Annotated in this window: 13 protein-coding genes; 8 read left to right on the top strand and 5 right to left on the bottom strand. The window is 68.0% G+C overall.

Features of this window, described 5'->3' with window-relative positions:
- The first annotated feature begins 8 nt into the window (after window positions 1-8).
- Window positions 9-1,219, top strand: a protein-coding gene (locus O7601_RS17415; RefSeq protein WP_281562163.1) for an IS3 family transposase whose coding sequence is annotated in 2 segments (ribosomal slippage) — window positions 9-309 and window positions 309-1,219 — 1,212 coding nt in all. Because the reading frame shifts where the segments join, the coding sequence is not laid out codon by codon here.
- Here O7601_RS17415 and O7601_RS17420 read toward each other — a convergent pair.
- The 3 genes from O7601_RS17420 to O7601_RS17430 form a co-directional block, all read right to left on the bottom strand.
- A complete protein-coding gene (locus O7601_RS17420; RefSeq protein WP_281562164.1) occupies window positions 1,197-3,047 on the bottom strand; it encodes an AAA family ATPase in 1,851 nt (616 codons plus the stop codon). The genes O7601_RS17415 and O7601_RS17420 overlap by 23 nt on opposite strands.
- Complete coding sequence (locus O7601_RS17425; protein ID WP_281562165.1) at window positions 3,044-6,163, bottom strand: DNA methyltransferase; 3,120 nt, start codon at window positions 6,161-6,163, stop codon at window positions 3,044-3,046. Before O7601_RS17425 ends, O7601_RS17420 begins: the two co-directional genes overlap by 4 nt.
- Window positions 6,164-6,843: 680 nt before the next feature.
- Window positions 6,844-7,389, bottom strand: a complete 546-nt coding sequence (locus O7601_RS17430) for a hypothetical protein (RefSeq protein ID WP_281562166.1) — start codon at window positions 7,387-7,389, stop codon at window positions 6,844-6,846.
- Window positions 7,390-7,556: 167 nt separating this feature from the next.
- On the opposite strand from O7601_RS17430, the gene O7601_RS17435 reads away from it, so the two are divergent.
- The 5 genes from O7601_RS17435 (at window position 7,557) to O7601_RS17455 (ending at window position 15,383) form a co-directional block, all read left to right on the top strand.
- The gene (locus tag O7601_RS17435; protein WP_281562167.1) at window positions 7,557-9,344 is read left to right on the top strand and encodes an RICIN domain-containing protein; all 1,788 of its coding nucleotides are present in this window, start codon (window positions 7,557-7,559) and stop codon (window positions 9,342-9,344) included.
- A complete protein-coding gene (locus tag O7601_RS17440; protein ID WP_281562168.1) occupies window positions 9,341-10,597 on the top strand; it encodes a hypothetical protein in 1,257 nt (418 codons plus the stop codon). The genes O7601_RS17435 and O7601_RS17440 overlap by 4 nt, the downstream gene beginning before the upstream one ends.
- Window positions 10,598-10,655: 58 nt before the next feature.
- Window positions 10,656-11,129 (top strand): hypothetical protein, encoded by a 474-nt coding sequence (locus tag O7601_RS17445; protein WP_281562169.1) that lies wholly within the window; start codon window positions 10,656-10,658, stop codon window positions 11,127-11,129.
- A gap of 410 nt (window positions 11,130-11,539) precedes the next feature.
- A complete protein-coding gene (locus tag O7601_RS17450) occupies window positions 11,540-13,417 on the top strand; it encodes an Hsp70 family protein (RefSeq protein ID WP_281562170.1) in 1,878 nt (625 codons plus the stop codon).
- A 28-nt stretch (window positions 13,418-13,445) separates the two neighbouring features.
- Window positions 13,446-15,383, top strand: a complete 1,938-nt coding sequence (locus O7601_RS17455) for a BTAD domain-containing putative transcriptional regulator (RefSeq protein ID WP_281562171.1) — start codon at window positions 13,446-13,448, stop codon at window positions 15,381-15,383.
- Between the two features lie 313 nt (window positions 15,384-15,696).
- On the opposite strand, the gene ltrA is transcribed toward O7601_RS17455, so the two are convergent.
- On the bottom strand, window positions 15,697-17,091 hold the full coding sequence (gene ltrA / locus O7601_RS17460) for a group II intron reverse transcriptase/maturase (RefSeq protein ID WP_281562172.1): 1,395 nt from the start codon (window positions 17,089-17,091) through the stop codon (window positions 15,697-15,699).
- A gap of 2,986 nt (window positions 17,092-20,077) precedes the next feature.
- On the opposite strand from ltrA, the gene O7601_RS17465 reads away from it, so the two are divergent.
- Both O7601_RS17465 and O7601_RS17470 read left to right on the top strand, forming a co-directional pair.
- A complete protein-coding gene (locus O7601_RS17465) occupies window positions 20,078-20,869 on the top strand; it encodes a BTAD domain-containing protein (protein ID WP_281562173.1) in 792 nt (263 codons plus the stop codon).
- Window positions 20,870-21,193: 324 nt separating this feature from the next.
- Window positions 21,194-21,694, top strand: a complete 501-nt coding sequence (locus tag O7601_RS17470) for a nitroreductase/quinone reductase family protein (protein ID WP_281562174.1) — start codon at window positions 21,194-21,196, stop codon at window positions 21,692-21,694.
- Between the two features lie 145 nt (window positions 21,695-21,839).
- On the opposite strand, the gene O7601_RS17475 is transcribed toward O7601_RS17470, so the two are convergent.
- Window positions 21,840-22,853 (bottom strand): hypothetical protein, encoded by a 1,014-nt coding sequence (locus O7601_RS17475; protein ID WP_281562175.1) that lies wholly within the window; start codon window positions 22,851-22,853, stop codon window positions 21,840-21,842.
- Window positions 22,854-23,042: the final 189 nt, after the last annotated feature.

Here is a 23,042-nt window from a genome sequence, read left to right on the forward strand (position 1 = left end):
GAAAGATCATGGTGAATAAGCACTATCCGCCCGAGTTCAAGGCCGAGGCGGTCGCGTTGTATCGGTCCAGGCCGGGCGCGACTATCGCCTCGATCGCTGATGACCTGGGTGTGAACCGGGAGACCCTGCGCAGCTGGGTGCGGCTCGACGACGAGCGTCGTGGCGGCGGTGCGCGTACGCCACGGCCGGCCGTGGCCGGCGGCGAGGCCGCCTCGGTCGAGCAAGAGAACGCCGAGTTGCGGCGCCGGGTCCGCGAGTTGGAGGAGGAGCGGGACATTCTGCGGAAGGCGGCCCGGTATTTCGCCGGGGAGACGCGCTGGTGAACCGCTTCCAGTTCGTCGCCGACCACCAGGCACGCTACGGCGTGAAGCGGTTGTGTCAGATCCTGAACATCGCCCGGTCCAGCTTCTACTACTGGAAGGCCACCGCCGGGTCGCGAACTGCTCGTGACGCTGCGGACGCGGCTCTGGCCGCCCGGATCCGCCTTGTGCACGCCCGTCATGACGGCACCTACGGCGCGCCACGGGTCACCGCCGAGCTCCACGACCGGGGCGAGCGGGTCAACCACAAGAAAGTGGCCCGGGTGATGCGCCGCTACCGGATCCAGGGCCTGCGGCTGCGCCGGCGGGTGCAGACCACCATCGCCGACCCCGCCGCGCAGAAGGCACCGGACCTGATCGGCCGGGACTTCACCGCCGAGGCGGTGAACCAGCGCTACGTCGGCGACATCACCTACCTACCGGTCGGTGAACGCGGATTCCTTTATCTGGCAACGGTTATCGACCTGCACTCACGACGCTTGGCGGGCTGGGCGATCGCCGATCACATGCGCACTGATCTGGTCATCGACGCCCTGCACGCCACGCAACGGACCCGCGGCAGCCTCCACGGGGCGATCATGCACACCGACCACGGAGCTCAATACACGTCCAATGCCTTCGCTGCCGCCTGCACCACCGCCGGCGTTCGGCAGTCGATGAGCAAGATCGGCAGCTCCGCCGACAACGCCCTCGCCGAAGCCTTCAACGCGACCTTCAAACGCGAGACCCTGCAAGGCCGCCGAGCGTTCACCGACGAACGCGAAGCACGCCTGGCCTCGTTCCGATGGCTGCACCGCTACAACACCGTCCGCCGCCACTCGGGGCTCGGACAACAATCCCCGATCACCTACGAGAACCGCATCCGAACGACGCCCGCTATGCTGGCCCCCGCCGCATAACCCCGTGTCCAAGATCCGGGGGTAAGCCCCGCAGGTTGAACGCCTCGGATGGTGAGTACTGCAACCGAATGGTGGCGTCGCGGTACTCCAGCAGGAAGTAAAGCTCACCGAACACCTTGGCTAGGTTGGCCCGGTTGATCTCATCCACGATCAGTACGTACGGCCGCTCGGGATTGTCGCGTGCCTCAACCGCGATCTCACGCAGCGGCCCAGGCGTCTTGGCGAAGGCGACCGACCCGCCATCGGCCCCTTCGACGGGCCGGAAGCCCTCGAAGAAGTCCTCGTAGGCGTACGACGGATGGAATTGCACCAACCGTACGGCATCTCGCTCGGCGACATGCGCGGCGAGCGCTCGGGCGAGGTACGTCTTTCCTGTTCCCGGCGGTCCGTACAAGATGATCTGCGAACGGTCCTGCCACAGCTCGATGAGGTCTTGTAGCCACGGCCGGGCGATGTACAGCCTGGTCGCAAGATCCTCGGTCGCGTTCGGCAGCTTCGGAACGACGCGTGCAGGCGGTGGGATCCGCTCGGACGGCTCAACCGTATCGGACGACTCCGCGCTGGCGTCCACAAGTGCTGACAGCACCTCCAGCGCGCCGGTCAGGTCGACGACCGTGCCTTGCTGATCCAGTTCGGCCGGTATCGGTGCCGGCAGCGTCTCGACCGGCAGTGGGGGAGTCGCCAGCCAGCCGGCTGGACGACGCAGTCGCGCACCGCTGTCGGCCGCGTGGTACTCCGGGTCCCCGTCGATGACGCCCAGGTACAGGTGGTCATCGACAAGCGTCACCACGATGTCGTCGCTATCCATCTGGGACAGGAACGCGTGGTACTCGTTGGCCAGCGCCACCCGCTGGGCATAGTCGAGGTGCTGGTAGCCGGAATCGACTGTGGCCCGAACCTCGGACTTTGAGGCCCCGGGCGGCACGTCGCCGAAGTGGGACGCTGCCAAAGAGACGAACGACTCGCCCGTCCAGCGGGTGGCAAGTTCGTGCCCGCCTTGGCGGGGTCGTACGAGCCAGGCGCGGCGCTCACCAGGCGGCCGGTCGGCCTGCTTGCGCCACTGTGCGATGAACGGCGGCTGGTAATAGTCCACCGCCTGCCCTGCCTCGCGCTGGAGATGGACGGTGATCTCGAATAGGTCGCGGTTGAGGTCGCCGGTGAGCGCCGTGTCCGGCTCAGCAAACGCGGCCCGGATCGCCTTCTTGTGCGCCATGTTCAGGATCGGCAGGAAGTGCGTTGGGTAGGCGAGGTACAGCAACTCCTCCCGTAGCGACGGCATGATCTTGTGCTGGTAGATAGCAGCCTGCCAGGCCCAAGGGCCGGTGAACGCCTGCTCTCGCTGCTCCGCCGGCAGCACCCACCAGTTGCACACCAACTCGACGGCGTCCACCAGCCATTTCCACAGCATGGTGTGGGCGCCGGTTCCGCCGTTCCATGTGCCCTGCGTAAAAGCCGCCAACACACGCTCGGGCACCGCGACGGGCTGCCGCATCCAGCTCAGCACCGTCAGCACCCGCTCGCGCAGCTTCTCTGGCGTCAGGTTCAGCAGCGGTAGTCCCTGCAGCGTCAGCAGCTCTGCCGCCAACTGGATTGCCTCATCCGACGCCGAGGCGAGCTGACGCTGGAGCTTCACCATGAACGGGTCTTTGCCCAGATCAGGCTGCTCGTTGTACCAGCGGTGCAGGTCCTGGGCGACATCCAGATTCCACACCGACCGGTCGGGCGTGAACAGCGACCGTCCCTGACGCAGACCCTGATCAATGAGGTCCCGGCCTACCTGGCGGACCAGCTCATCGTGACGTGACGGGATGATGACGTCGTCGCTCATGCGCTCGCCTCTTCTCGTGCCGGATGCCGCAGGCCTTGACCAGGCGGTGGATTCAAGACCGTCTCATACGGCTTGCCGCTGTCGATCGCGTGCTGCATGGCGTCATACGTGTCTAGGATCAGCCCCTTGGTGCGGTACTCGCCGTGTGCCTTTTCGTCGCGTTCTCGGACAACCTTAAAGGTGTCCATGATGTAGTCGACATCCTCCCGGCACACGCCGTAGAGGTGGAAGTAGGCGGCATCCAACTCGGCGCGGAGCAGCGCGCGACGGGGTCGATCCCAGACGAACGGCGGCCCGTCGTCGCCGTGGTCGCGGGCGAAGCCTCCGAGATCGTACGTCGTGTAGCTCAGCTCCAGGACACGCGCGGTGACCCACGACCCCAGATCGGTACCCGCCTGCCAAGGCGCTTCGGTTGCGTACGTCCCGGGCGGTAACACCGGGAGCTGCTTCATAAGGAAGTACTTGAACGACGCCCCGGATGCTTTCTGCCTGGCCGTGTAGTCGAGGACGAAGGCGCTGAGGTTTGCTTGCAGCGCTGCTGCAGGCTGCTGCTGCGGAAGGGCGAGCAGGTACTTATCACCTACGCCAACCCGCGGTATCGCTGTGGTAATCAACGTCCTCTCATCCACTCCCCGGGCAATGTCACGCCAGCCGAGGAGCCAGTCATTCGGCCAATCCGCCTTGCCTCGGTCCTCATCTCCGGCGAGCTTGTCCTCAACGAGACCTTCGGGCACCCAGTATCTTGGAAGCGGCCCGTGCGTCGGGTCAGCGTGGGCGCGGTCATCGAGCCGCGGCAGCGTTCCCTTGTTGAGTTGTTCCTGGGTCGCGCCCTCGTATGTTGAGAAGCGGTGGTCGAAGTGGTGCGCCATCTTTGCTTCGTACAGCGGCAGTAGCCGCTCGCCGCCGCGGCGGTAGAAGTTCCCCCGACGCGACCAGCCGTCCGCATCGGCCTTCTCCCCGATAATGAAGTGTCCCGAGTCGTTGGCCATGTGCAGCATGGCCATGAACGACAGGCCCCACGGATTGTCGTCGATGTCACCGCTGCGCCAGAGAACCGGCATGCGGTGGTAAATTCCGATAGTTATCTCTGCATCGCGCCGGGAGACGAAGACAGGGCAAGTGCCAGTGTTCGGGTTGAGGAGCAGGATTTCCTCGGGCGTGATCGAGTAGGCACGGTCCAGAATCTGAGCCGCTTGGCGCACCCGAAACGCCATGGAAGCTCGGGGTGACCGTCGTCCCGACAGGGCGAGGAGGGCAAACCGGTACTGGTTGTGAACGTTCGGGAAGACCTTGTCTTCATTCTCGAAGTCGTGCAGTGCCACGAGGTTCTGGCGTTCGACGAGGTCTCTGAAGAACCGCTGGGTGGTCGAGTCGGTGGCAATGCCAGTTGGGACGACAATTCCAAGCCGCCCGACTGTTCCCATGATCGAGCGGGCTGCCTCGGCGAAGATGGCGTAGGTGTTGATGTCGCCGGTGGCGGTTAACGGGTACCGCCCAGACTCGCGAATTAATGCGCTGATGCCGTCGGACACCCGGAGCGCGTCCATCCATTCCCGGTGGAGGGCTCGGTCGGCGGCGCTTGCTGAATCGTCCAATGCAGCGATCATCCGCTTGCGAGTAGCCGCGTTGGCGGCTGTCGCGATCTCGGGGTGCCGGGCGGCAAAGAACTCCTTCTCCTGGAGTTTGACCCGTTCCCAGGGCGGGTTGCCGAGCACACAGGAGAAGCCACCGCTCCAACCCTGAGGGGTGCCTTCTACGGTGTCTTGGTCGACGTGAAAGACCTCAGGGAACTCGACATGCCAGTGGAAGAAGCGATACTGAGCAGCTACTTGCTCTGCGTAGTCGGTGAAGCGGGCGTATGTGGGGCTGAGCGGGTCGCCGGCGATGGCTCGCATGATTGCATTAGTGGGCGGTTCGGGTGTCGTGTTGGTCCCGGTGGGCGGCATAGGCCACACGAATGCGGCACACCAGGTGTCGGCGTGTACCCGGCGTGCCCGGTACTTCGCTGACTGCTCGTGGCTCTGCCAGCGGCTTGCCTGGTCGCGGACCAGGTTCACGTCGTCGGGGAGTTCGAGCAGCGCGGCGCGCTGCGCAGCCAGTTCGGCATTGGACGGGTCCGGACCCCCGATGAACAGCAGGTCCTGGGCGTATCCGTCGTGGCGGATAACCTGAGCTTTGTTGCGCTTGCGGACTGCGGCGGCCGTCTTTTTGTCGTCGCCTGTCAGCTCTTTGAACGCTTCGTCGGGCAGCGGCCCGCGAAGCAGCGCCGGGGTGGCACCGAGGAGGGAGTTGCCGACGCGGATGCGGGCGTCGAGGAAGCCGAGAGGCTTGCCCGGCTCCAGCGCCTCCATCCACAGCGACACCTTCGCCAGCTCAGCGGCTAGGTCGTTGAGATCGACGCCATAGATACAGTGACCGATGACGTCGCGGAGGGCGTGCTGGATCTGCGCCGGCGTGGGTTCGTCGTCGCCGGACCGTACCTGGGCGAGGCGGCGGGCAATCCGCCGTGCTGCTGCGACTAAGAAGTGGCCGGATCCACAGGCGGGGTCGCAGACGGTCAGGGCGAGCAGGCGTGTCTCGGCGTCCGTCGGACTAGTCGCATCGGCGACGGTCTCTTGGAGCAGAGGGTCGAGCGTGGTGTCGAGTAGTGCCGATACCAGACTCGGGGGTGTGTAGTAGGAGCCCGTGGTTTTGCGGTCGTTGCCCTTGACGTTGAGCAGGTGAAATGCCCGGTCGTCGAGGTTGACGCGTGGGTCGAGTTCGAGCAGGGATTCGTAGACGCTGCCGAGTTCCTCGGCACCGAGGTTGCGGTAATCGACCGGCTGGACGCGCTGACCATCGAGAGCATCGACCGCCTGACCCAGCATCTCCGCGATCAACCACGGCGCCGACACCGAACTGACCGTCTCCTCACCGCGCCGCTTCGTGACCACCGCGCTGTCGCCGCGGTACGCCTCCTCGACCGCCACGCCCGGCGTGAACAACTCGCGAGGCACCGTCCGCAGCGCCGCCTCCACCTCGGGCCGCATCACCAGCCCTTTCGCCTCATGATCAGCGACCAGGTGGTCGACCATCGTGTTCCGGAGGCCTTCGCTGCTCACCGTGCCGACATCCATGTGCTGTCACTCTTCCTATCCGCGAGGGGTCGTCACATCGAACGACCTGCTCTTCCTCTCCCTGCCGCGGCTTACAGAACGGCTTGGGAGGTACAGATTCGTACGAGCCGCACGTAGCCCAGCGTTCGTGGCAGTGAGCGCGCCGGCCGGTAATTCGCCTGGATCATCGGGGTGGGGCCGTCACGTCAGGCCGAACCTCGTCCCCGGTCAGCACATGCCGGAGGTCGGTTGGCCGCCGATCGGGGGAAGCGGCGACCAACCGACCTGCACCACCGGGCGACAGCTGCGTAATCGAGGAGCAAGGTGACTCCGATGCGCCGCCGCCCAATGGCCCGCGCACTCGGTTTGCTGGCGGTTCCACAGGAGGGCATAGATGCCTCCGGGGACTGCTCACGGCCCGGCCTTGCCGGCATCATCAATCGGAGTCGACGACGGAAGCCAGCCGGGTGAGTTGCGACGCCACGGCGATGAGGCCCGCCCACCGGTGGTGCATCTCGGCGTCGCACAGGACCAGCTCCTGCAGCAGACATGGCCGCAGTTCCTCCGACCCCGCAGGCCCTATGCTCACATCGGCCTTTCCGCCGTTGTAGCTGCTGCCGATGTCGATCGCCGCGCGCCGGTCGGCGCCGATTTTCCGGCTGACGCGCTCGCTACAGCGGGCACGGTTTGCGCGGCGCGTTTCAGGGCGAGCGGTGCATCACTTCCAGGCGTCTCGCGTCGGACCGGGGGCGTCCGGGTCGCACGGCCTTGATGATTAGCACGGCGGTGAGCATCACCATGGCTGCGAGTCCGGCGTGAACGCCCCAGCCGACCTCATGGGTGAGCCCGTCGATCCGGACCAGCACCAGGCCGTCGCGGACAATGTCGCCGACGCCGGGGGACTCGGCGCCGGCGGCGGACCAGGCCATGCCGGTGCCCTCGGTCAGCGGAGGAATGCGCAGCCATGTCACGGCGGTGACCGCGACGGCGGTCGTGGCGAGGCCCGCGGCACCCCAGCGCAGCATGGCCCCCGATGCCAGGTGGAGGCCGAGCAGCCCGGCTGCGGCGGCGAGCAGGCAGGCGGTCACCGCAACGGCCCACCAGGTGGACGACGCCCATGCGGTCGCCGAGTTGGTGGCCCAGCCGTCGCCGTCCGCCCATCTGGTGCGGAACCACGGCAGCAGGCTCGCACCGAACACGAGCATCGCCGTGACGATGATCGGCCAGCCGCGCCGCATCAGATCCATACCTGTGAAATATCCAGGTTCGCGCTGAAAGTCAACCATAGAAATCAACTAATCCGTTTCGTAGCCTGATCGTGCACATCGTCGACGCGGCTACGGGGGCAGCGTTCGACGGCGACGCCTTGAGCTGCTCGCTTCGCCATGCCCTCGTCCGCACGAGAGGAGCATGGGTGAAGAGAATTCGATCCCGATGCGCGGCCGTCCTTGCCGCGGTCGTCGCCGGCAGTGGCGTGGTTCTGGCGTTGGGCGCGCCGGCACCTGCGGCGGCGCCGGCGCCGGACCCGGTCGCTATCGGACAAGCCGAAGACGGCGACCTGCAGGTACTGGCCACCGATGCGGACACCGCCGGCACCCAGGTCAAGGTCCGCACGTTCAGGAGCGGGCTGCCGGCGGCGGTGAAGTCCCAACGGTGGACGTTCGAGCTCGTCGCAGCGGGCAATCCGCCGACCTACCGGATCAAACACCTCTCCTCCGGGCTCTGCCTGCAGCCAGCAGCGGCCCAAGACGGGGCAGACGTGATACTCGCCGCATGCGGCAACGGCAACAACCAACGATGGACGAACGGAAGCGCCCAAACCTGGTCGCCGGCCGGATTCGACCTGCGCAACAAGGCCGACGGTCGCTGCCTCGACCTGTTCACCAGCGCGGACGGGCAGCCGGCCACCATGTGGGCCTGCTCTTCGTACTTCACCACTCAATTCTGGAGAATCCGCACCGGCGGGTTCGACTGCAACTCCCGGCCTCTTATCGGGCTCTGCGTCCACGATGAGCAACCGGTGCGTGGTGTCATGCTGAACTTCCGTCAGCAGCCGATCTCGTTCGATGGACCACCGTTCGATCCGGAGTCGGGCCCCGGATACAACGAGATGTCCAACCAGGTCAACTGGGATCCGTTGGACAACAGTAACGGTAATCCTGGGTACGACTACGCCGAGATGGGCTGGCGCGGAAGCTACTCCTCAGAGACGGACACCAGCACGCACACCGCCTACTGGCTCGAGGTGGGGATCGAAGACGAGTACGTGGTAGAGGAGTTCCACGCCATCCAGAGACCGGACTCCACCTTGGCCGATGGTTCGATGCACACCTGGATGAGCCTCGGCAACGACGCGGGCGAGTGGGACCTGTTCTACGACTTCAACCATGTTGGAACGACGCGGTTCGCGTCCGGTAACCGGACCCGTGACCTCGAGTACGGCCTGCTCACCCGCCATGCCGAATATGCCTCGCTGGCCACTCCGTTCGAAAACCGGCTGCAACTGCTGGACGGTAACGACGTGTGGCACCGGCCGACGCTGGGGCAGGTTTCCGGCTTCTCAAGCAACATCTGCGGTCTACCAGACCCGTTCTCGCTTGAGATGGGCGAGGCGAACACGCCCCCCTACTGCTTCACCTCCTCGACAACAGCGCGTAGTACCGGCGAAGTCGACCGTGTGACGCTCGGCAAGCCTGCGGCCGGCACTCTGGCGGCTGTGGCACCAACGCCGGACACGGCCAGCACGGGCGTGCACAACGGTGTCGACCAGAGAGCGCTTGCCGATTGTCTGGGCGACGACCCCGCCCGCTGCCTGGAGACCGTCCCCGGCTTGGCCGCGTGCGTCGCCGCCCGCAAGCAGTGCAATGCGTTACCCGGCCGCGCCGCCACCTCCAGCGAGCGTCGTAAGCCAGTCACGCCGGCCGAGGCCCAGAAGTTGGCCGGACGCGATCTGCGGACGGAATCCCTCGGCAGCCGCGTCGCGACCCTAACCAGCGACGAGATCGGCCGAAGCGGCATCGCGCTCGACGGCGCCCCGGTCGGGACGAACGTTCACGTTGTCACCGGTGATGCCACCGTCAACGGCTTGGGCAAGCGGTCGGACCTCACCTACCAGGGCTACACGATGGTCTATGACACCGCGGACGGACGCCTGCTCTACGCATGTCTCGGCAGCCCCTGCCCCCGAAAGGAGCTTTCGTGAGGAGACTCGCCTCTCTGGTGGTCGCCGCGGTCGGCGTATTCGCCACGGCCACCCCCGCCACAGCGGCCGTCCCGCGGCCCGAACCGACTGGCTGGCTGGTGACGGAATCCTCCGGCAGCACACCCACGCCGGACAACACGCCGCCGCAGACCAGTACCGCTCTGCCCGCCGCCCTGCCGCAGGACGATGTGAAGCGGATCTGCCGCAGCCAGCACGCCGCACAGGCATCGACCCAGCAGGGCTGGATGATGGACCGCTTCAATCGGTGCCACATCGGCCATCGCAAGGTCGAGCTGCGCTGTAGGGGCTGCAGCACGTCGATCGCCAGCGTCGAATTCGACTACACGCTGGTCGGCATCGCACAGAACGGCACCCGCCAGGTCGATTTCTACCTCAGCTTCGACGACTGGAAGGCGCTCGGGGGCGCCGAACGGGAAACCACTCCGATGCGGGTCAGCCTCACCGGCTGCGGAAGCTTGATTACCTGCAACCCGTCCGGCGCCGAGGTCAGCCAGCCGCTCGGTCAGTGGGCGGCGATACCCAACATGTGGGTAACCATGACCTCGCCGAACAACACCGGGATCGGTAACGACTACCGGGCGCAGGCGCTGGTCCGGCTCAACATGGCGATCACGCCCGTCAACCCGCAGATCGATCCGTGGATCGAGAACGGCATGACCACGGCCGACATCCGATTCGACTCCGCTGGCGCCGTCGTCGGCAGACACCATGGAGCGGTCTTCTCCGACGTCATTCCCACCTACGACCTGGCGGCAATCGCGCGAGCCGACAACGGAGAGTCCAGGGTGGAGGAGTCGATCCAGCACATCGACGACGCACTGCACCACCCGGTGCGAACCTGGCCCTCCTTCCTCGGCAAAAGCCCACCTGGTGAGTACCGTCCGGAGGCCGGCGCCAATCAACGGCCGCTACACCGCCTGGTCGACAGCCAACTGCAGGCAACCAACCGCGAGTGGGCCGGCAGGGTCTGCAGAGATGTCTGGGGTGAGGGTTCGGCCACCCCGAACCTCAATTGCGACGAGTACCCGATGGCCTCGACCCGGGAGGGCGCATACACCGGCAGCGGCGGAGCGGACGGCAATCCGGACGGTTGGAAGACCTGGCACGGCTCAGCCCGCCTGATCAGCGAGATAGACAATCAGGAGTCCGGACAGCGTTACCTGAACATCGGCTTCTACCAGCCGCAGCGCATTATCGACGGAGACGCGTTCTTCGTCGCAATCAGCAGGTGAACAGCCGCGGTGGTGCCCCCACGGGGGCACCACCGCTGCTCAGGAGAAAGGCTCGACGATGAGCACGGCGGCAGAGGCCATAGTGGCGACGGGCAACGGCTTGGTCGTGATACGGGACGTCGGCGTGGACACCCGCGCCGACGAACGCGCGGCGTTCCAGGCGGCACGGATCCCGGGCAGCCGGGGCGGAAAGAAGGTCGCCACCGCCGGGACCGTGTTACACATCCGGTGTGGGCATCAGCTCACCCGTCCGTGGGTGCGGTTGGCGCTGCACCCCAACGAGGGGCCGTTGCGGCTCACGGTGGTCAGCGGCCGCATCGGTGTCGACGCCAACGAGGAAATCGTGTGCGAGATATCGGTGACGCCAGGGACGTACCGGGTGATGGTGGAGCATCAGGGTCGGGAGGAGGTCCAGGCGGCGGCGCGCGAGGTGGAGACCCGCACCCTGTACGCCGACGCCGCAACGACACACGCCGCATGGCGACGGCTGGACGGGATTGAGCGGTTCCGGGTGCACCTCTGGCCCGAATGACGGCAGCCGGAGGCAGAGGCCCTGCCGCCTGCATACGCAGGGACTTACCCGCGACCCTGGTCCATCGCCCTCACTACTGTCACGCGATCGCCCTTGCGTCCCGGCTCATCCATCGGAGTCAGGACAGTTCGCGGATGAACGGCGTTAAGAGCAGACCCAGCTACCTGCAGGCACCGCCTAATATGCCGATCTTGGTAGCGGCGGCGCACAACCCTCACTACGCGTGGACCTGCACGCCAAGTTCCAACACCGGTCGGTTGCTACGCCCAGCTCGGCTTTCGCCATACCAGGAGGCGTGGGTCGGTACGGTGCCTCACCACTCCGCGGTCACTCGGATCCGGCTTCCCGCTTAGCTGCTCGCTGTAGTTGAGGCATGACGTGAATGTGATCCTCATGCTTGACTGTCGGGTATGCGAGCGGGGCAGGCGCGGCTGGCGATCGATTGTGGAAGCGCCACGACGACCGCGGTCCTAGCCTGGCCGGACGGATCCTGGTCACCGCTGCTGTTCGACGGCGAGCCGGCGTTACCCAGCGCCGTGCTCGTCGCTCGCGATGGGTCGGTGGTGACGGGACAACGGGCCTGGCAGGCAGCCGCCGCCGATCCGCAGCGCTTTATTCCCCATCCCCGACGCCCCGCCGACGAGCAGGTAAGCGTGGCCGACGTACAGGTCGCACCCTCGGACCTGGTGGCGGCAACCCTGCGGCGGGTCATGGATGAGGTCCGGGCGGTAGCCGACGGGCCGGTGGAGGACGTGCGGCTGGTAGTGCCGGCGGGCTGGGGCCCGCGGCGACGCACGTGGCTACGCCACGCCGCTCACCGTGCGGGTCTGCCGCAGCCGCGGTTGGTGGAGGCGCCGGTGGCGGTCGCCTCGCACGTGCTCGCCGGGGGTGTGCAGCTGCCGGTGGGGTCGGTGGTGGTGGTGTGTGACCTGGGCGGCGGCGCTGAGGTGAGTGTGCTGCGGCGTAGCCCGGTGGGTTTCGAGGTCCTGTCCACCCTCGCCGACAGCGACGCCGGTGGTGATGCCATCGACGCGGCGTTGACGGCCGCGGTGGCTCCCGGCGGGATGCCGGCGGGGGACGGGTGGGCGCTGACGGCGAGCCTCCGCAGCGCGAAGCACGCCCTGGCGGGGCATCCGGCGGTGACGGTGCCCGTGCCGTCGGGATCGGCGGTGGTGCTGAATCATCTGGTGGTGGAGCAGGCCGCCCGTCCGGCACTGATGCGGGCGGCGGGGCTGGTGCGGGAGGCGGTCGACGCCGCTGAGGTGGACCCGGCCACTGTCGCCGGGCTGTGGTGTGTGGGCGGTACGGCGCAGATGCCGCTGGTGGCCGATGTCATGGCGGCCGAGACCGGGCTGCGGCCGATGTTGGTGCCGGATCCGCTGCTCGCGGCGGCCCGTGGCGCGGCCGACGCCGGCGGCCTGGCCACCGACCAGAGCACGCCGGTGGTGGGAGAGCCGCTGCCGACGTTGTGGCGGGCGGTCGCGATCGCGGTGCCCGGGTTCGCGTCGCTGGCGCTGGTGTCTCACGCGCTGCTCACCGCGGAATGGCACTCGGGGCTGGTGAGGCCGTGGGCGTTCCTGAACTGGGGTGAGGTGGCGATGGCGTCGGTGTTCGCCGTGATCGCCTGCCTGGCCGCCGGCACCGTCCTCGGTTCGACGCTGGCGACGCGTACCGACAGTGGGGTGCCGCTGTCCCCGGCCGCGCAGGTCGCCACCGGCATCCTCACCTCGGCGTGGCTCGGTGTGGCCGTCGTCGGCATGTACGCGGTGGTGGGGTCCCAGTACATCGGCACCGAACTGGGGGCGTTCCTGCGCTGGACTTTGGTCCCGGTCGCGCCGATCCTGCTGGTCGCGATGGTGCTGGCGCTGATCGCGTTCCGCCAGTGGCGTACCCCGCGCGGCGGCTGGTCGGAGTTCCTCGCGTTTCCCGTCTCGTCGACGTTGACGGCCACGGTGGGGATGATGCTGGTTCAGTGGTCGCTGCCCGCGACCTATGCACCCGGCATGGAGGTGTGGCTGGGGCTCGGGAGTCGTCTCGGTGGGCTGCTGATCGGTGTCGGGGTGATCACCGCGTTGGTGTCCGGGTGGTGGTTGCGGCTGGTGATGGGTGTCCCGTTCGCGATCCTCACCGCCACCCTGGTCGGCAGGTACAACACCGGAACGGTGGCCGGCCTTTATGTCGTCGCGGTCACCGTGTGGTGGCTGGCTCGCCTGTGGACCCGCATCCTCTACACAGCACCCACCCAGCCCCGCCGCAACCTTGTCCCACCTGGCACACCACGTTCGTGACGCGCACGCCGGTAGGGGGTGAGGAGAGATGCGGTGGCCGAGGCACGTCGCGTCGCTGCTGCTGACCGCCGTCCTGCTGGTGGGTCCGCCGATCCTGCTGGTCCGGATGGTGGGTTGGCCGTCGGTCGACACGCCGCGGGTGGCGCTGTGGCAGTGGGTCCGCGACCCGCTCACCGAACAGAACCTGATTCTGCTGCTGGTGGTGCTGGCCTGGCTGCTGTGGGCCTTCGTCGCCTACCTCGTGACCGCCGCGACCGCGACCCGTGTGTGGGCCGGCGTGCGGTGGCTACGCCGCCTCCCGCTGCCCACCCCGTGGCAGGCCACCGCCACCGGCATGGCCGGCGCCGCCGCCCTGACCATCGCCAACCCGACCACCCCCACCCCCGAGGCCAGCCACCAGGGGACAACCACCACCACTGGCACCGGCCACGACACCGTCGAACAGGGCGACACCGCCGACGGGGTCGCCGTGCGCGGCGGGTGGCTGCCCCGCGACGTCGCCGAGCAGGTGAGCGCCGCGGCCGGGCTGGTGTGGCTGCGCCGCCGCCGCGCCTACCGCCCCACCCGACCACACCGCCACACCGAGGACGCGGAGGACCTGGCGACGCTCCCGGCGACCGTCGCCGTCATCCAGGCCGCCACCGGCAGCCGACCCTCATCACCGGCGCCCGCCCCGGCCGCAGGGCTACCACCGATCGGATTCTTTCCCACCGAAGTCGGGCTGACCGGCCCCGGAGCGCTCGACGCCGCCCGCGGACTGCTGATCACCGCACTCCTCGCCGCCATGCGGCAGAACACGGTGGAGCTGGTGATCACCCGCCGCGCCGTGGACATGCTGCTCGGACCAGCCGCCCCACACCTGCGGCCCGCGGCAGGGCTGCGGATCGTGGACACCGCCGCACACGCCACGACCCTGCCGGCCGACGTCACGCCAGCCCTTCCAGACGGCGCCGAAGGTGGCCGGCGGGTGCTGATCCTCGACGAACCGCCCCCGAGCAGCCTCACCACCAGCGGCGCGACGGCGGTCGTGCTGGCGGCATGGCCGCACGTGACGACGTGGCACGTCGAGGCAGGCGGCCACACCCACGCCTCCGACACGACAACCGCCGGCCCGCGGGTATGTGTGCTCGACGCCGTCGCCACCACGGACCTGCTCACCGTCACCGGCCACCTGCACCCACCGACACCCGACACGCCCACACAATCCCAGCCGCAGGTACGGGTGCGGGTGCCGCGCCCCGCAGCCCCACACCACGACACCATCCACCCCGACAAGCGGATGCTGGTGCGAGTCCTGGGTGAACCGGCACTGCTCGTTGACGGCACGGCCCTGACGGTGCGGCGCACCGCCGCCCGGCAGGCCCTGGTCTTCCTCGCCGTGCACCCCGACGGGGTCGACAGCCATCTCATGGCCGAAGCCCTCTGGCCCGGACTACCCGGCCAGCGGCTCACCGGACGCCTCTACACCACCCTCAGCGAACTCCGCACCGCCGCGCGCACCACCGGCCTGCCCATCATCGACCGCACGGGCGACCGCTACCGCCTGCACCCCGACCACGTCGACGTCGACCTGTGGCACTTCCACCGTGCGGTCGACCGCGCCGCCGCCACCCTCACCGACCCCTCCACCGCCTGGCAGGCCGTCGTCGACGCCTACACCGGCGACCTCGCCGCCGGACACACCTGGGCATGGCTCGACCCGCACCGCGAATCCACCCGCCGCCACGTCCTCGACGCCTACGCCGCCCTCGCCGCCGCCGCATCCCACCCCCGCCAGGCACTGGCCTACCTACAGGACGGCATCCGCGTCGACCCGTACAACGCCGACCTCCACCAGCAGGCCGCGCGCATCCTCACCGACCTGGGCGAGCACGCTGCCGCCGCCGAGCTGACCGACCGGTACACGCGGCGACTCGCCACCGCCGGTCTCACTGCCGACGGCACGCTCATACGCGGCGGCACCTGACCGCCAGCTCGGTCCCGCACCGCAATACCGTCCCGAATGGCACCTGGCCGGGCCTCATCCGACCGACCGGGCGCGGTGAAAGCAGGTGGGGCGGCTGCCGGCGTGGTCGCCGCATCACGGTGATCGGGCCCGTTGTCAGCAACCGCGACCGCCCCTCAGCGGCGAGGCCCATATGGGCAGCACCGGGTCTGACCTGCGGTGTTGAGTCGGCCTGGAGCGCGGTTCCAGCGTTGCCGCTGGCCCGTTTCTCCAGGCCGCTCGCCGAACCCGCCGTGCGTGTCTCCACGCAACGGGCTCTCCACGGGTTCTGTCGTTAGGTGTTGATGGTTGCGGTCCACGGGTTAGGGATCTTGGTTCCTCGGTAGCGGTAGCGCGTCACGTGGATCGCGGCTATCCGCTGGAGTTCGATCCCGCTGGCGGTCGGCTGCTGCCAGTGCCCCTCTGGGGTGATGTGGCGGCGGCGGAATTCCTTCCACCTCCACCTGCGCCGTGTGGTTATCATGCTGACCACGCGCCAGAACGTGAACGTGTCCAGCATGTTGAAGGTGTGCTTCGCCACGGCATGGCGGAAATAGTTGGCCCAGCCGTGCATGACCTGGTTGATCCTGGTCAGCACGTATCCGAGGTCCTGCTGTGATGTCCTGCGGGTCAGTGCACGGATCTTCGTCTTCAGCGACCGGATCGGTCGTTTGGCGATGAAGGTGTACACGTACCACTTGTTCGTGCCTCGCTTGCGGCGCCACTGGCTGTGGAACCCCAGGAAGTCGAACCCGTCGCTCATGTGCACCACCTGGGTTTTGGCTGCGGACAGCCGCAGTCCGAGTGGTGCCAGCATGGTCGCGACGTCCTCGCGCAGCGCGTGGACGTGGTCCTCGGTGCCGTGCACGAGGACCACGAAGTCGTCGGCGTAGCGGACCAGCCGCCACGTCGGCAACCCCTTGCCGCGCCGGTAGTGCCGGCGTGTGCCGGTGGACATCGGCCCGCCTGGCTTCCACGGTGCCATCAGGTGCTCATCGAGCGCCGACAGCGCGATGTTGGCCAACAGCGGGGACAGGATGCCACCCTGCGGCGTGCCGGAGTGCGTGGCTTCCCGCTCGCCGAGTTCGGTCAGAACTCCGGCCTTCAGGAACGCCTTCACCAGCGCCAGAACCCGCTTGTCCTTGATCCTGTGCCGGATGCGGTCCATCAGCACCACGTGGTCGATCGAGTCGAAACACGCTTCGATGTCCGCGTCCAGCACCCACCGGTAGCCTTTGCTCCCGTACTGGTGGATCTCAGCGATCGCGTCCTGGGCCCGCCGCTTGGGCCGGAACCCGTACGAGACCGGCGCGAAGTCGGCCTCGAATATCGGTTCCAGCACCAGCTTCAACGCCGCCTGAACGACCCGGTCCGCGACAGTCGGAATACCGAGCTTGCGGACCTTACCCGACCCGCCCGGCTTCGGGATCCTTCGCTCCCGCACCGGCAGCGGCCGGAACGTGCCCGCCTTCACCTGGGCACGTAGGTCGTCCAGAAACCCGGGGACGCCGATGTACTGCTCCACGTCGGCGACCGTCAGGCCGTCCACGCCAGCGGTACGCGCTCCCAGATTGCCCGCCACCCGATCAAACGCCAACAACAGCGTCGCCGGGTGGTGCACGAGGTTGAACAGGTCATCAAACCGGCGGCCAGGCTCGGCCGCCGCCCAACGATGAAGCTTGGCCTGCATCTCCGATACCCGCCCATGCGGACCCAACGGCCGCACCGACGGAGCGTCGCCGTTCGGCGTCGCGTCTTCCGGCATTACAGCATCCATCCCTTCTCGAATCCGCTGCCGTCCTTCCCCATGTGCCGGACTCTCTCCGGCCCGGAGTACTACGACGGCTCCGCCCCACCCGGCCCGTTCAGCGGTCGGTGCGCCTATCCCGACCCGACCGGCTGGCCGCCGGCCGACCCGGGAACCGTGACCAGGTGGTTCCCGCGTTCACTGCTGTTCGTTCGTCGAAGTAGGAGCCCGACTATGCCCCTGCGGCATCGCCACAGGTACGCCGCAGACCTTCCCCGTGGCCTCGCGAACCATCACACCGCTCGGGAGATCCCCGCTGCCTCACAACACATCGGGAAAGCACCGCACCCGGCCCATATCCACCAGGTTCGAGCCGGTTACACATTGAGGGGCTTATTAACGCCGGTTCCTCGCGTACTCCTCTCCGTCTCGCTTGCCGGACCCACGCCATCTGGCAGTACTGACGCATCCCGGCTTTGTCAGGGCCGCTTCCACCCTCCCCGGCACCACCCGGATCAGGCTGCCCTCAGCTACGCCCACCTGCTGCGACAGATAGACGGTGGTGGTGTTTCACCTCCACTCGAACAACAGCGCCTCGCGGCGCACTGTAAGGTTGTGTTAGACGGTGTTAGGTGCTGTTAGACCCGCACCCGGCCTCAACCGCCCGCCTTTCTCCTACGTTCGGTGTCACGACCGCATCGGTCGCCACGGATGAACGACGCAGGGGAGGAGGGAAGAGTGAAACCACCGGTCTCGACAGCGGGGGTCGCCGCGGTCGTGCTCGCGGCGGCGCCACTCGTGCTGCTGTATCTGGCAGGCTGGCCGACGCCCACGATGCCATCTGACCGCCAGCTGCGGGCGTGGCTGCACCAGCCCCTGACCACCGGGTTCCTCACCACACTGCTGCAGACCAGCGCCTGGCTGCTCTGGGCCATGCTCGCCACCGCCATCGCCCGCCGCGTACACACGGCCGTCGCGGCTCGGCTGCGATGGCGGATCGCGCTGCGCATGCCGGGACCGATGCAGGGCCTCGCGGCCGCGCTACTCGGCGCCACCGCCGTCACCTCCACCGCGCTACCCGCCGCCGCGCACACCACCGCCACGACCGACACGTCGCCCGACAGCCCGCCAGGTGAGGACTCCCTCGCCCTGCGGTCCGACGCTGACCTGTCCGCCTCGGACCGCCTCAGCGCGGGCGGGACATCACCAGCGAACACCGGCCACGGCGCCGGTGACAACACTGGTGGTCAGGAGATCACCGCTCGACGCGGCACATCCATCTCCGCCAGCGCTGTCCGCGCGGCGAGCGGAGCACCGGCGGCGACGCGGCTGACGGACAGCCGCCGGGACAGAGCAGCGTCCGGGCAGACCTACACCTGCGTGGTGGAGCGCGGAGACAGCCTCTCAAAGATCGCCAAAGAGTGGCTCGGCGACCCCAACAGGTGGCCCGAAATCTTCGCCCTCAACCGAGGCACCCACTTCCGCGATGTCGGTGGCACGCTCACCAACCCCAACCTCATCTACCCCGGCTGGACGCTGCACCTACCCGACGACGCCACACCACCGGCCACCGCGCAACCGCGAACCCCGCCAGCGCCCACCCAGCCACGCACGCCGAACCAGACACCGTCAGCGACCCCACCACCCGCCTCCACCGCCGCACCAGACACGGCGCTACCCGCCCCGCAGTCCACGGCAGCGCCATCGACGCCGGCCACCCCCGACCCCGACTCCGTGGTCGAACATCCCCCGGCCACCACGCCGTCTGCCGCTGCGACCTCCCCGACGACCACACTTGCCCCGAGAAGCACCACACCGGCCGCATCCCCAACGTCCGAGGACCGGCCGAGCGACGACAGCCCCGGGGTCAGCGTTCCCGGAGGTTGGGCACCCATCGGACTGGCAGCGGCGCTGGCCGCCGCAGCATCCGTGGTCTGGCTGCGACGCCGCAGCCGCTACAACCCCATCACCCATCTCGACCCGGCCAACGATCCGACCCTGCAACCGCTGCCCGCCGTCATCAGCCGGCTGCGCCGAGTGGCCCGCGAGCAGGCACCCGACCTGTTCACCCCACCCGCACCGCAGCCCACCGTCCGCGACATCGCCGAAGGCACACCACCGACACCAACCCCGTCCGGCCCGTCCGGCCCGCAACTCGCCGGCCTGCCAGAGCATCCCGCCGGCGGGCTCGGGCTCACCGGACCAGGCGGACCCGACGCGATCCGCGCGATGCTCGTCGCCACGCTGTCCTCCGGCGGCCCCGACGACCCCGACGCCCGCGGCCACATCGTCATCCCCGCCACCGTGCTGGCCGACCTGCTCGGCGGCAACGTCATCACCAACCTCGTCGGCGTCATCCCCCGACTCCACGTCGCCGCCGGCCTGGACCACGCTCTCGCCCACATCGAAGCCCAGATCATCCACCGCACCCGCGCCGTCACCGACGCCGACGTCACCAACCTCGACGACCTCCACAAAGCCGACCCGCACCACGAACCGCTCCCGCCGATCATCCTGATCACCGATGTGCCGGACACCGCGATCCGAGCCCGGCTCTCCACCGCCCTGCACCTCGGCCACCCTCTCGGCATCACTGCCCTCATCGCCGGCGACTGGCCCGGCGGCACCACCCTCACCGTCGCCCCGGACGGCACCACCACACACGAGGACACCCGACCCGGACCCAAACTGGCCGTCCTGGACAGCGACACCACCCTGCAACTGCTCACCGTCCTTGAAGAGGCACACACCGGCGACCCCGCCAACCCACCACCTTCGTCGAATCCGCAACACGAGCAGACCGCCCCTGCGACGGAACCCGGAGCCGCCACCGACCTCGCAGCGCCCGTCACCGCTGACACCGACACCAGCCAGGCGGACGTTGCCCCCCCAGCCGCCAACCGCCAGCCCGGAGCCGCCAACACCCGCGGTGGACCGTACCCAGCCGAAGGTCCGCGTCCGGATCCTCGGCAGCCCCGCGATCATCGGCGCCGACGGAACCCCGGTAACGGGCGTCCGACGGGCCAGCTACGAACTGCTCACCTACCTCGCGGTCCACCGCGACGGCGCCGACATCGCCGACATCGAAGTCGCCATGACCCCCGACGCCACACCCCGCCGCGCCCGCGACCGCCTCTCCACCAACGTCGCCAACCTTCGCAACCGGCTCACCACCGCCGCCGGACTCAACCCAGGCGACAACACCCGCGCCTTCAAACCGGTGGTCAACCCCGGCGGCCGCTACTACCTCGACCCCAACCTCCTCGACATCGACTGGTGGCGAGTCCTCGACGCCACCAGCCGCGCCGCACGCACCACCGACCGACAAGCCCAGCGGGAAGCGCTCGAAGAAGCCGTCAGCAACTGGGGCGGCCTGCTCCACCACGACTTCGAATGGTCCGACGGCCCGCAACACACCTGCCGACAAGTCGGCGTCAACATCCACGCCCGCCTCGCCGTCCTGGTCGCCGACACAGATCCCGACCGCGCCCGCGACCTCCTCGACACGGCATGCACCATCGACCCCATCAACGAGGAGATCTCCCGCCTCGCGATGACCGCCCACAGCCAGACCGGCAACACCGCAGCCGTGCGAAACCGACTCACCGCCCTCACCCAGGCGCTCCAGACAATCGACGAAGAACCATCCGACGAAACCCACCGACTGGCCCGCCGCCTGCTGCACCCCACATCACCACGAACGGACAAACGTTCGACGTAGCTCGCCGGCCTCCGGCACGTTGCGCAGCACCCACAGATGGTGTCGGTGTACGCGTTTCAGTGCAGAGCCAGGGACGCCACACGTAACGGGCCGGGATGTCCGCCACTTCGGCTCCGTCGGCGACTGCGGACGCAGCGGCATCCCTCCGCAGCTCACGCTGGTCGGCTATCGAATCGGCTTGAGTCGATGGGCTCGGATCGCGGCTACTTGAGCGGGACGATTGACTTCATCGGGCGGGCAGACCGGCCTTCGGCAGACGGTTCGGCGCTACCGGCCTGCCGCTGGCTGCCGTTCGTGCGTGACAGCGGCCAATACGATGGGCGAGTGACCGAGTCGGAGCTGGGCCCTGCGAAGAAGCCGTGGTTGCCGCCCCGTTGGTTCATTCGGCTGTTCTGGTCGGCTCATCGGGGTGTGTTCCGGCGTTTCGGCGGCCGGGTCGGATTGTCGCGTCCGCGCGGCAACCGGTACGGGATGCTGCGCCTGACCACCGTCGGGCGTCGCACCGGCCAGCAGCGCAGTGTGATCCTCGGGTACTTCGAGGACGACGGGAATCTGGTCTCGCTGGCCATGAACGGGTGGGGGGAGCCCGAGCCGGCCTGGTGGCTCAATCTGCAGGCGCACCCGGACTCGACCGTTGACCTGGTCGACGGGCCGCGGCCGGTACGTGGACATGCGGCGACCGGCGACGAACGGTCGCGGCTGTGGGCCCGCTGGCGTGAGATCGACAAGAACCTCGATGGCTACGCTGCGCGGCGATCATCCGAAACCGCGGTGGTCGTCCTGGTACCCCGGCCCGGCTCGTCTGAGGCGTCACGGGACACCTGATCGACTGGCTCTTGCTGGATGGGCTGATCAACCACGTGGTCATGGACGCTGGTTACCAGCGGCCGACGTACACCGTCGCCTCCAGCGACGAGCGCTTCCGCGACATGACAGTACGTCCGATGGGTGGCCGAGCGGCTGGTGGGGGTCAGAGTCCGGCGGGGTGGCTTGACAGCCATTGGCGATGACGGTCACGTAGGACGTCGCGTTGCGCGGTGTTCGCCAGCAGTACGTCCGCGCCACCGTCGTAGGGCGCGTAGAGCCAGGCCAGATCAGGCGGCGCGATGATCACATCAGCGATCCGGTCGTCAGCGACTTCACGAAGCAGTCGATCGAGGCGACCAGGCTTCCAGGCGACGCGGTTGACGTAGGTGTGGGCGAAGGCAAGTTCGGGATCGAGGTCTGGCCAGGACAGCACCGACCAGCATTCACCGTCCGGTAGCAGATCGTGCAGGATCGGCGTTCGACGTCGGGGGACTGGCGTGAACGCTACTTCCAGCGTGATCACGAGCAGGCCGGTGGTGTCGCCGCGAAGTTCATCGAGAACGGTGTTGTGCCGGCGCAGGATGGTGCCGTATTCGGACTCGCTGTCGGCGTAGCGCTTTGAATCAGGCAGGCTATGGAATCGCACCCAGTGGTCATCCAGCCGCTTGAGGTGATGGCTGATGGGTGCGACCCGCGGCCAACGGGTCTCCCAGACCTTCTGCAGACGATGCCCGTCAGCGCCTGGTGGGGGCCACACTCGGACCTCGCCGGAGGGCACCGACTGCCGGCCCGACAGGACCACCTCCCGCAAGGCGATCACATAGGGATCGTCGCTCGGTGCATCCGGGTCGGCGTCGAAGACCACGATCAGCGGATCGTCGTCCCACTCCCAGCCCTGGATCTCACGCCAGATCCGCAGGTTCGGATGCTCGACCTCCCGGCAGGCCTCGGCCGGCGCCAACATCCCGATCGCCTCCGCAAGCTGCGCCTGCCCCAGCCGCACCGAGCCGCTGCCACCACGCCACCCCGTGACCGTGGCCAGCACTGCAGCCGCTAGCACGTCCTCACGCGCGTTGACCCGCACGAACCCGATCTCCCGCTCCATGGCGACGGAGGCGATCGTCGCGTCCAGGCCGTGCTCGATGACGCGAGGAATGAAGCCGACGCCATGCAGCACCGGCCTCTCCCAACCCAGACCCTGCTCACATCGCACCAGCGCTTCCTCGATCTCCCGAAGCGTCGACCACCTCTGCGACATGCCGAGATCATCCCAAACACGATGACCCCCGGCTGCTGACCCAAGCGCCGACAACCGTCCACGGCAAACGAAGATGACCAACCACCATAAGATCCAAAGGGGACCGCT

Origin of the sequence: Verrucosispora sp. WMMD573 (assembly GCF_027497175.1) — a bacterium.
Taxonomy (GTDB): domain Bacteria; phylum Actinomycetota; class Actinomycetes; order Mycobacteriales; family Micromonosporaceae; genus Micromonospora.

Bases quoted from the DNA above. Each gene is read 5' to 3' on its own strand.
- O7601_RS17420 (WP_281562164.1), bottom strand. From the start codon at position 3,047: ATGAGCGACGACGTCATCATCCCGTCACGTCACGATGAGCTGGTCCGC.
- O7601_RS17425 (WP_281562165.1), bottom strand. From the start codon at position 6,163: ATGGATGTCGGCACGGTGAGCAGCGAAGGCCTCCGGAACACGATGGTC.
- O7601_RS17430 (WP_281562166.1), bottom strand. From the start codon at position 7,389: ATGGATCTGATGCGGCGCGGCTGGCCGATCATCGTCACGGCGATGCTC.
- O7601_RS17445 (WP_281562169.1), top strand. From the start codon at position 10,656: ATGAGCACGGCGGCAGAGGCCATAGTGGCGACGGGCAACGGCTTGGTC.
- O7601_RS17450 (WP_281562170.1), top strand. From the start codon at position 11,540: ATGCGAGCGGGGCAGGCGCGGCTGGCGATCGATTGTGGAAGCGCCACG.
- O7601_RS17455 (WP_281562171.1), top strand. From the start codon at position 13,446: ATGCGGTGGCCGAGGCACGTCGCGTCGCTGCTGCTGACCGCCGTCCTG.
- ltrA (WP_281562172.1), bottom strand. From the start codon at position 17,091: ATGCAGGCCAAGCTTCATCGTTGGGCGGCGGCCGAGCCTGGCCGCCGG.